Raw genomic sequence first — 602 nt, 5'->3', positions numbered from 1 at the left:
GATGACATCAGAAAAATAAGATAAAAAACAAACAGTGACCGACTTCTTGCATAACTTGCTTCTAAAGGTAATTTGTGTATCAATCCGGTACTCGCATCCTCACGTACTAAAGTGTACGCTGTAGTACTGCGTCCCGTGTTTCCTTCAAATTCCTCTTTATTAGCTACGTTATGCAAGAAGTCGGTCACTGTTTGTTTTTTATCTTATTTTTCTGATGTAATTCCCGCGGAGGTGGGAAGCCAGAAAAAGTAGCCTTAATCCCGATCTCAACAATTACACATTAATTAACAAAATAAACCTATAAAAACAAGTTTTTATAGGTTTTACTGGATTCCCGCCTCCGCGGGGATGACATCAGAAAAATAAGATAAAAAACAAACAGTGACCGACTTCTTGCATAACTTGCTTCTAAAGGTAATTTGTGTATCAATCCGGTACTCGCATCCTCACGTACTAAAGTGTACGCTGTAGTACTGCGTCCCGTGTTTCCTTCAAATTCCTCTTTATTAGCTACGTTATGCAAGAAGTCGGTCACTGTTTGTTTTTTATCTTATTTTTCTGATGTAATTCCCGCGGAGGTGGGAAGCCAGAAAAAGTAGCCT

General features: G+C 38.9%; 1 protein-coding gene and 1 pseudogene. Both read right to left on the bottom strand.

Features of this window, described 5'->3' with window-relative positions; all coding sequences use genetic code 11:
- Window positions 1-188: palindromic element RPE1 domain-containing protein (locus tag O6R16_RS08150; protein WP_499680713.1), on the bottom strand; the 188-nt coding region annotated here is incomplete at its 3' end.
- 197 nt (window positions 189-385) lie between these two features.
- A pseudogene (locus tag O6R16_RS08145) lies at window positions 386-535 on the bottom strand (palindromic element RPE1 domain-containing protein); the annotation flags it as partial.
- Between the last annotated feature and the right edge of the window lie 67 nt (window positions 536-602).

Source organism: Candidatus Rickettsia tasmaniensis (assembly GCF_036857515.1).
Lineage (GTDB): Bacteria > Pseudomonadota > Alphaproteobacteria > Rickettsiales > Rickettsiaceae > Rickettsia > Rickettsia rickettsii.
This window is presented reverse-complemented; position numbering and strand designations above follow the sequence as displayed.